At 70.5% G+C, this 6,582-nt stretch carries 7 protein-coding genes and 1 pseudogene; 4 read left to right on the top strand and 4 right to left on the bottom strand.

What is annotated here, in order from left to right:
- Together U9977_RS24540 and U9977_RS24535 are read left to right on the top strand one after the other, a co-directional pair.
- Positions 1–722 (top strand): annotated as a pseudogene (locus U9977_RS24540) (hypothetical protein); the annotation flags it as partial.
- The gene (locus U9977_RS24535; protein ID WP_322751647.1) at positions 719–1,246 is read left to right on the top strand and encodes an NUDIX hydrolase; all 528 of its coding nucleotides are present in this window, start codon (positions 719–721) and stop codon (positions 1,244–1,246) included. The pseudogene U9977_RS24540 and the gene U9977_RS24535, both read left to right, overlap by 4 nt.
- 244 nt (positions 1,247–1,490) lie before the next feature.
- Here U9977_RS24535 and U9977_RS24530 read toward each other — a convergent pair whose 3' ends face one another.
- From U9977_RS24530 to U9977_RS24515, 4 genes are all read right to left on the bottom strand, one after another.
- On the bottom strand, positions 1,491–1,679 hold the full coding sequence (locus U9977_RS24530; protein WP_322751646.1) for a hypothetical protein: 189 nt from the start codon (positions 1,677–1,679) through the stop codon (positions 1,491–1,493).
- A gap of 99 nt (positions 1,680–1,778) precedes the next feature.
- The gene (locus U9977_RS24525; protein ID WP_322751645.1) at positions 1,779–2,036 is read right to left on the bottom strand and encodes a hypothetical protein; all 258 of its coding nucleotides are present in this window, start codon (positions 2,034–2,036) and stop codon (positions 1,779–1,781) included.
- Between the two features lie 52 nt (positions 2,037–2,088).
- Complete coding sequence (locus U9977_RS24520) at positions 2,089–2,934, bottom strand: helix-turn-helix transcriptional regulator (RefSeq protein WP_322751644.1); 846 nt, start codon at positions 2,932–2,934, stop codon at positions 2,089–2,091.
- A gap of 36 nt (positions 2,935–2,970) precedes the next feature.
- Complete coding sequence (locus U9977_RS24515; RefSeq protein ID WP_322751643.1) at positions 2,971–3,540, bottom strand: DUF6879 family protein; 570 nt, start codon at positions 3,538–3,540, stop codon at positions 2,971–2,973.
- 26 nt (positions 3,541–3,566) lie between these two features.
- Between U9977_RS24515 and U9977_RS24510 the strand changes: the two genes are divergently transcribed.
- Together U9977_RS24510 and pglW are read left to right on the top strand one after the other, a co-directional pair.
- Entirely contained in the window at positions 3,567–3,692 is a 126-nt protein-coding gene (locus U9977_RS24510; RefSeq protein ID WP_322751642.1) for a hypothetical protein, read from the top strand.
- Positions 3,693–3,931: 239 nt separating this feature from the next.
- On the top strand, positions 3,932–6,582 hold a 2,651-nt coding region (gene pglW, locus U9977_RS24505; RefSeq protein WP_322751641.1), incomplete at its 3' end, for a BREX system serine/threonine kinase PglW.

The following is a 6,582-nucleotide window of genomic DNA, read 5'->3' as shown; positions in this document are numbered from 1 at the left end:
TGGCGGGGTGGCTGGCCTACGATGACGACCGCGGCGACCTCGCGGCCCAGCACTTCGTCCAGGCATTCGGCCTCGCCACCGCGGCCGGCGACCAGGCGCTGAGCGCGCAGGTACTCGTCAGCCAGAGTCAACTAGCCTTGGAGAATGAACGCGCCCGCGACGCTGTCCGGCTCGCCCAGGCGGGCCTCGCGCTGGTGCCGGATGATCCGCAGTGCGGGGCGCTGCGAAGCCGCCTGCACGCCATGACGGCACGGGGGAACGCCCTGGCGGGCGCATCGGTCGCGTGCCTGGCCGCGCTGCGGAACGCCGAACGAGAACTGGCTCGTGCGGTGCCCACCGGCGACGAATGGCTCAGCCCGTTCGACGAAGCGGCGCTCGCCGCTGAAGCCGCCGTCTGCCTGCGCGACCTGCACGACTGGACTGCGGCCGAACGCGAGGCGCTGCGGGTCTTGGAGCTGCGCACACCTGACCGGACCCGTAGCCGGGCCTTCACCCACCTCACGCTGGCGACTGTGTACCTCGGGCGCGGCGACCTCGACGCGACCTGCGACGCCGGCACACGGGTGCTCGACGCCGCCACGCAGCTGGACTCCGACCGCGTCGTCAGCCACCTGCGGGCACTTGGCCGCCGCCTCGAACCGCACGTCGGCCTACCAGCTGTCGCCGAGTTCCTCGGCCGGGTCAACACGGCCCTGCCCGCCGCAGCTGTCGAGGCGTCATGAGCACCGCACAGGAGTGGGAGGACAGCTACCGCGACCGGGGCGCCGCCGAGTTCGCCCACCTCGCTGACGGCAACGCCCGCCAAGCCCGCAAACGCGTCTCCGCCGACGCCCTCGTCCGCGACGAAACCGGACGCCTCCTGCTGGTCGACCCGACCTACAAACCCGACTGGGACCTCCCCGGCGGCATGGCCGAAGCGAACGAACCGCCCCGCGACGCCCTCCGACGCGAGCTCAAAGAAGAACTCGACCTCGACCTACCCGTGGGCGAGCTGCTGTGCGTGGACTGGATTTCCCCGCACGGCCCCTGGGACGACCTCCTAGCGTTCGTCTTTGACGGCGGCATACTGCCTGCCGACAGGGCCCGCGCGCTCCGTCCCGTCGACCCAGAGCTAGCCGCTGTCCGTTTCTGCCCACCGAACGAGGCCGCGCGGCTCCTGCGTCCCTACGTATGGCGCCGCGCCCAAACAGCCATCACCGCGCTCGACCGCGGCACGGCCAGCTACCTCCAGGACGGCCACGCCTGACCTGGTCCGATGCCAACCAGCCGATTTGTGATGTTGTGAGTCGGCGTGATCGCAGGTCGGGCGAACGGCTGGAATTGGCGTTCGCTGTGGAGGTCTGGAGGCGTCCCGCATGAGCCAGGGAACCGCCGGAACTGCCCCTCGACTGGTTCACTTCACAGGTTCCATGTCCGGGTACGCCGGCAAGTCCGCCCGCGATGCACTGATGATCGTCGCGCCGCAGTTCCTCGGAGGCCGAGCACGCTCGTCAACGATCCGCGAGCAGTACGCGGACCGGGCCGGACTCGACGTGACGCTGTATGGCCTGGCGGAGTCCCGCGAGATCCACGTGATCGGCCAGAACCGGCTCGCCGACCAGATGCGAGACCTCCTCCGCGGAAACCAGATACCAGCCTGGCGCCTGCACGAACTCCCGACCGAGCAGACGCCCGTTCACGCACTGTATGCACTCCTGTCCGTCAGATCGTCCAACCTGTTGCAGCTGGTTTCGTTCATGTCGGTGGAGGAGGTTGCCGCGGTTCCCGACGAAGCCCTTCTAGCCGGCCGGAGGCCAGGTGATGGTGGCGGTGCCGTGGCTCTTCCGGAACCGGCACACGGAAGCGTCACAGGACGAGGGGATGGCGCTCCCCACGGGCCAGTAGGCAAAGGCGTCGCCGGGAATCTCCCGGCCGTGGGCGTCCCAGGCTTTGATCTGGGCGACCAGCGCCTCGACGGCCTCGGCGGCGTGCGGCCCGTATCCCCGCGCGCCGAACTCGCGCTCCGCACCGGGCAGGCCGCTGTCGCAAAGCTCCATCACACAGTGAGATCACCAGGGCCAGGAGTGTGCCCGAGTGTGGCAAGTCGGACTACGGTGGCGGACTCGTGGTCGCGATGAGGTCGCGGGCTCGGGCGCCGTAGACAGCGATCTCACTGAAGCGCGCGAACATCTGCGCGTAGAGGGCAATCTCGGTCGGCTGGGTGACCGTGAGAAATCCCGAGACCAGCTCGACGTTCACCCGGTCGTTGTCGAAGATCCAAAAATCTTCGGCTGGACCGGCCATCCCACGATCGGGAGAGGCGGGAATGACGCCGAGGGACACCGCGGGCCAGGTCGTGACCTCGGCCAGGTGTGCGCACTGGCCGCGCATGACCGCCGGCCCGCCGAAGCCGTTGCGCAGCACGGACTCCTCAATGAGGAATGCGGCGGTGCGCTGGTTGCGGCGCAGGACGCGCTGGCGGTTCATCCGAGCCGCGACCGCTGCCTCGACATCGTCGTGGACTCCGCGCCGCTGCTGGTAGGCACGAAGCACGGCGCGCGTGTAGTCCTCGGTCTGGATGAGACCCGGAACAATCCAGCAGCTGTAGGCGCGGAACTGACGGGTCCGTTCGTACAGGGGCAGCCGCTCCTCCTGAGCACGGCGGAGCCCGGAGCGCTCCATCCGTCGCCATCCGACCCACATCCCTTCCGCCGTGTGCAGGGACGCGACCAGATCTGCTGTCTCGTTCTCGGCGCCGCAGATCTGGCACCACGCGCGGATGTCCGCTACGGACGGGGGACGGGTGGCGTGCTCGATCTTCGAAACCTTCGTGCGCTCCCAGCCGGCGCGGGCAGCCAGCTCGATCGCGGTCAGATTGGCGTCGCGCCGGAGGTCGCGAAGCCGGTCCGCGAGGAGCTGGCGGGCCTGCTGGGCACTGGAGGACGGTGGCTGCACAGGAGGAAGACCGCGGCGACGGCGGGAAGATCGACTTTAGGTCAGGTCGTATTCCTGATGCGGCACGGACCGCTCCCACGCAGCCTCAAACGCCGTCGCGCACTGCGCGGCGATCACCGCGTCGGGTGACAGGCGCGTATCGAGGAACTCTCCTCGGCCGGAGAAGTAGTTGAACTGAGCTTGCTGGCCGTCGAAAACCCAGAAGTCGTTAGCCGGGAGCAGCAGGCCGGTGGCCAGGTGCCGGGGCAGCCAGCGGACCTGTTCGCCCGCGGCGACGTTCGACGCGGTCGTCGCATGCTCGAACCTGATGTAGTCGGTCACCGGCTCCGACACGATCCGGACCCGGCGGACCTCGACCCCATGACCGGTCACCTCGGCGATCAGGTCCAGCCATGGCCGGGGCGCCAGTCGCCGTCGGAACTCCTCCTGGTCCCCGACGAGCCACGCCTGAAACCACGGATCCCCGCCGTCGTAGGAATCTCGCATCTCCAGATGCACGGCGGAGGACGAACACGCGCGCAGCAGCGTGCCGAACGGCGGGTCGGGCTCCTCAGCTACGCCCGGGATGCGGCCCAGGCCCCTGTCTGCCTCGCTCGTAGGTCCCATTGGCCGCCTCCACGATGAACGCCTTCATGACCGCCGCCCGCGCCTACGAACTCGCCCGCCGCGGCGAATTCCCCTGCGAAGTCCACCGCTTCGGCCGCATCTACCGCGTCAAAACCAGCACCCTCCTTCACGCCCTCGACAGCAGCGGCTGACCCCAGCCTCCCCATCACCCAAAGTAGGCGAATGAGGCGCACCTCCAACACACCGTATGATCACTATCTCATGATCGTCTACCGATCCATGTCGGCCGGAGCTGGACGCTGTCGAACAGTCGGGTCCTCCGCACGCACGTGCGAAGGACAGGGCTAGTAAGGACAGGGCTAGTGTCGCGGGTGGTGACATAGCGGGCGCGACAGCTGGGGCGGGGTCGCGGACACGGCGAGGAGACGGGGTGCGCGAGGGGCAGGGCCGGTGGGAGACGGTCACGCCGTCGCAGTTTCCGCATGAGCGGGAGGCGCTGGAGCATGTCCGGCTGCTGCTGCCGGACGCCGAGCCGTACCGTGCCTGGTCGAACTTCACCTTCACCGCGACCACCGGGCACATCCGCGAGGTCGACCTGCTGGTCGTTGCCCGCGGCGGCGTCTACCTCATCGAGATCAAGAGCCTGGTCGGCCGGCTGACCGCGTCCGGGTCGAACTGGACCCAGCACCGCCACTCGGGCGACACCCGGATCTTCGACAACCCGCTGCACCTGGCGAACCAGAAGTCCAAGGAGCTGCGGTCCCTGCTGGAGAACGCCGGCCGCGCGAGCAGGACGAAGATCCCGTTCATCCAGCCGGCGGTCTTCCTGTCGAACCCGACCCTACGGGTCGAGCTCCCCGACCATCAGCTCCACTGGGTCTTCGACCCCGAGCGAGGCACCCCGGGCGGCGCCACCAACAAGAGCGCCAGCAAGAGCAACAGTAAGGGCGGCGTAGCGCTGCCGTCGATCTGGTCCGGTCTGCTGGACGCACCGCTGCGCGACGAGCGGCAGCGGGTCACCCCCGAGCTGTCCAAGGCCCTGGCCAAGCTGCTGCCGGCGGCCGGGATCGCCCGCAGCCGGCGCCACCAGCGGGTTGGCTCCTGGCAGCTGGAGTTCCCGGCATTCGACTCCGGCCCGACCTGGCAGGATTACCATGCCGCCCACGCCCAGGTCGCCTCCGAGCGGCGACGGGTGCGGATCTACCTTGTCGAGCGGGCCGCCGGGGAAGCCGAGCGGGCGAACCGGGAGGCGGTCGCCCGCCGCGAGTTCCTGGTGCTACACGGGATCAACCATCCGGGGATCGTCCAGGTCGACGGGTTGGAGAGCCACGAGGCGGGCCCGGCGCTGATCTTCCGCCACCGGCCGGACGAGATGCGCCTGGACCACTATCTCGACCGGTACGGCGACCGCCTCGATGCCGGCACCCGGCTGTACATGATCCGCCAGCTGGCCGAGACGGTCGCCTACGCGCACGGCCGGCATCTCTACCACCGGGCGCTGGCCGCCCGCAGCGTCTTGGTCGTGCCGTCCGGCGGCCGGGGCCGCCGCGCAGGCGGGAACGGCGAGCAGGGCTGGCTCGCACCCAGGCTGATGATCCGTGACTGGCAGGCGGCGGCCCGCGACGCCGGCTCGGGTACCGGCGCGCTGACGAGCGCGATGACAAAGACGTCGCTCGAACTGGCGGTGGAGCCCGCGGCCCGGTTCCTGCCGCATCTGGAGCTGGCCGCCGCCGGCTACCTGGCGCCCGAGATCGGCGCCCCCTACCCCGACCCGGTCGGCATCGACGTCTTCGGCCTGGGCGCGCTGGCCTACCTGATCCTCACCGGCCAGCCGCCCGCGGACAGCCCGAACACGCTGAAGGCGAGGCTGGAGCAGTCGGGCGGCCTGCACCCGGCGGAAGTCGTCGATTCGCTGTCCGAGGCGGCGAACGAGCTGGTAGCGCAGGCGACCCGCCCGCTGCCCGACGACCGCTTCTCCAGCGTCGGCGAGCTGCTCGACTGGCTGCTGCTCGTCGAGGACGAGTTCACCCGGCCGGACGTCCCGGCGGCCGCCCCCGGCGACAGCGCCGCGGACGGCACGCCGCCGGACCCACCCGCGGCGGAGCAGGCCGAGCAGGAGCCCGAGGCTGACCCGCTGGAGGCCCAGCGCGGCGACTTGGTCGGCGGCGAGTGGCGGATCAGGGAGCGGCTGGGCACCGGTTCGACGAGCCGCGCCTTCCTGGCCCACAACGAGAAGACCAACCGCGACGAGGTCCTCAAGGTCGCCCTCTCCGACGAGCGGGCGGCGCGCCTGGAACATGAGGCGTCGGTGCTGGGCCGGCTGAACGACTCGCGGGTGATCCGCCTGGCCCGCCCGGACACGCTGGTCATCGGCGGACGCACGGTGCTCGTCCTCGACCACGCCGGCGAGCAGACCGTTGCGCGCAAGCTGCGCGAGGGCCGGCTCTCGGTCGACGAGCTGGAAACCTACAGCGACTACCTGTTCGGCGCGGTCGACTACCTGGACGGCGAGGGCGTCGCCCACCGCGACCTGAAGCCGGACAACATCGTCATCCGCCGCCGGCCGAACCGTACCTACCAGCTGGTCCTCATCGACTTCTCGCTGGCCAACATCTCGGTCCGCGACACCAGCGCCGGTACGCCTCGCTACCTGGACCCGTTCCTCGGCGCCGGCACCCGCACCGCCTACGACGACCATGCCGAGCGCTACGCCCTGGCGGTCACCCTGCACGAGATGGCCTCCGGCGAGCTGCCGCTCTGGGGCGACGGGTCCGCCGAGACGCGGTTCACCGTGGGCCCGCCGACGGTGGCCACCGAGGCGTTCGACCCGGCGATCCGCTCCGGCCTCACATCTTTCTTCCTCCGCGCGCTCGACCGGGACGCGGCGCGGCGGTTCGCGTCGCTGAAGGACATGCGCGACGCCTGGCAGGCCGTCTTCCGCGCCGCCGACTCCACCCCGCCGGCCCCGACCGTCCACCCGACGAACGACGGCCTGCCGACGACCGGCACGGCGGGGCTCCGCCCGGCCGGCTCCGCGGGCGCCGGCGACGAGGAGGCCGCCCAGCAGGCCCGCGACCTGGC

This window comes from Protofrankia sp. Cas8, from assembly GCF_963555845.1.
Taxonomy (GTDB): domain Bacteria; phylum Actinomycetota; class Actinomycetes; order Frankiales; family Frankiaceae; genus Protofrankia.
The sequence above is the reverse complement of the archived record's forward strand: the minus strand, read 5'-3'. Positions and strand labels throughout refer to the sequence as shown.

Bases quoted from the DNA above. Each gene is read 5' to 3' on its own strand.
- U9977_RS24535 (WP_322751647.1), top strand. From the start codon at position 719: ATGAGCACCGCACAGGAGTGGGAGGACAGCTACCGCGACCGGGGCGCC.
- U9977_RS24525 (WP_322751645.1), bottom strand. From the start codon at position 2,036: ATGGAGCTTTGCGACAGCGGCCTGCCCGGTGCGGAGCGCGAGTTCGGC.
- U9977_RS24515 (WP_322751643.1), bottom strand. From the start codon at position 3,540: ATGGGACCTACGAGCGAGGCAGACAGGGGCCTGGGCCGCATCCCGGGC.
- U9977_RS24510 (WP_322751642.1), top strand. From the start codon at position 3,567: ATGACCGCCGCCCGCGCCTACGAACTCGCCCGCCGCGGCGAATTCCCC.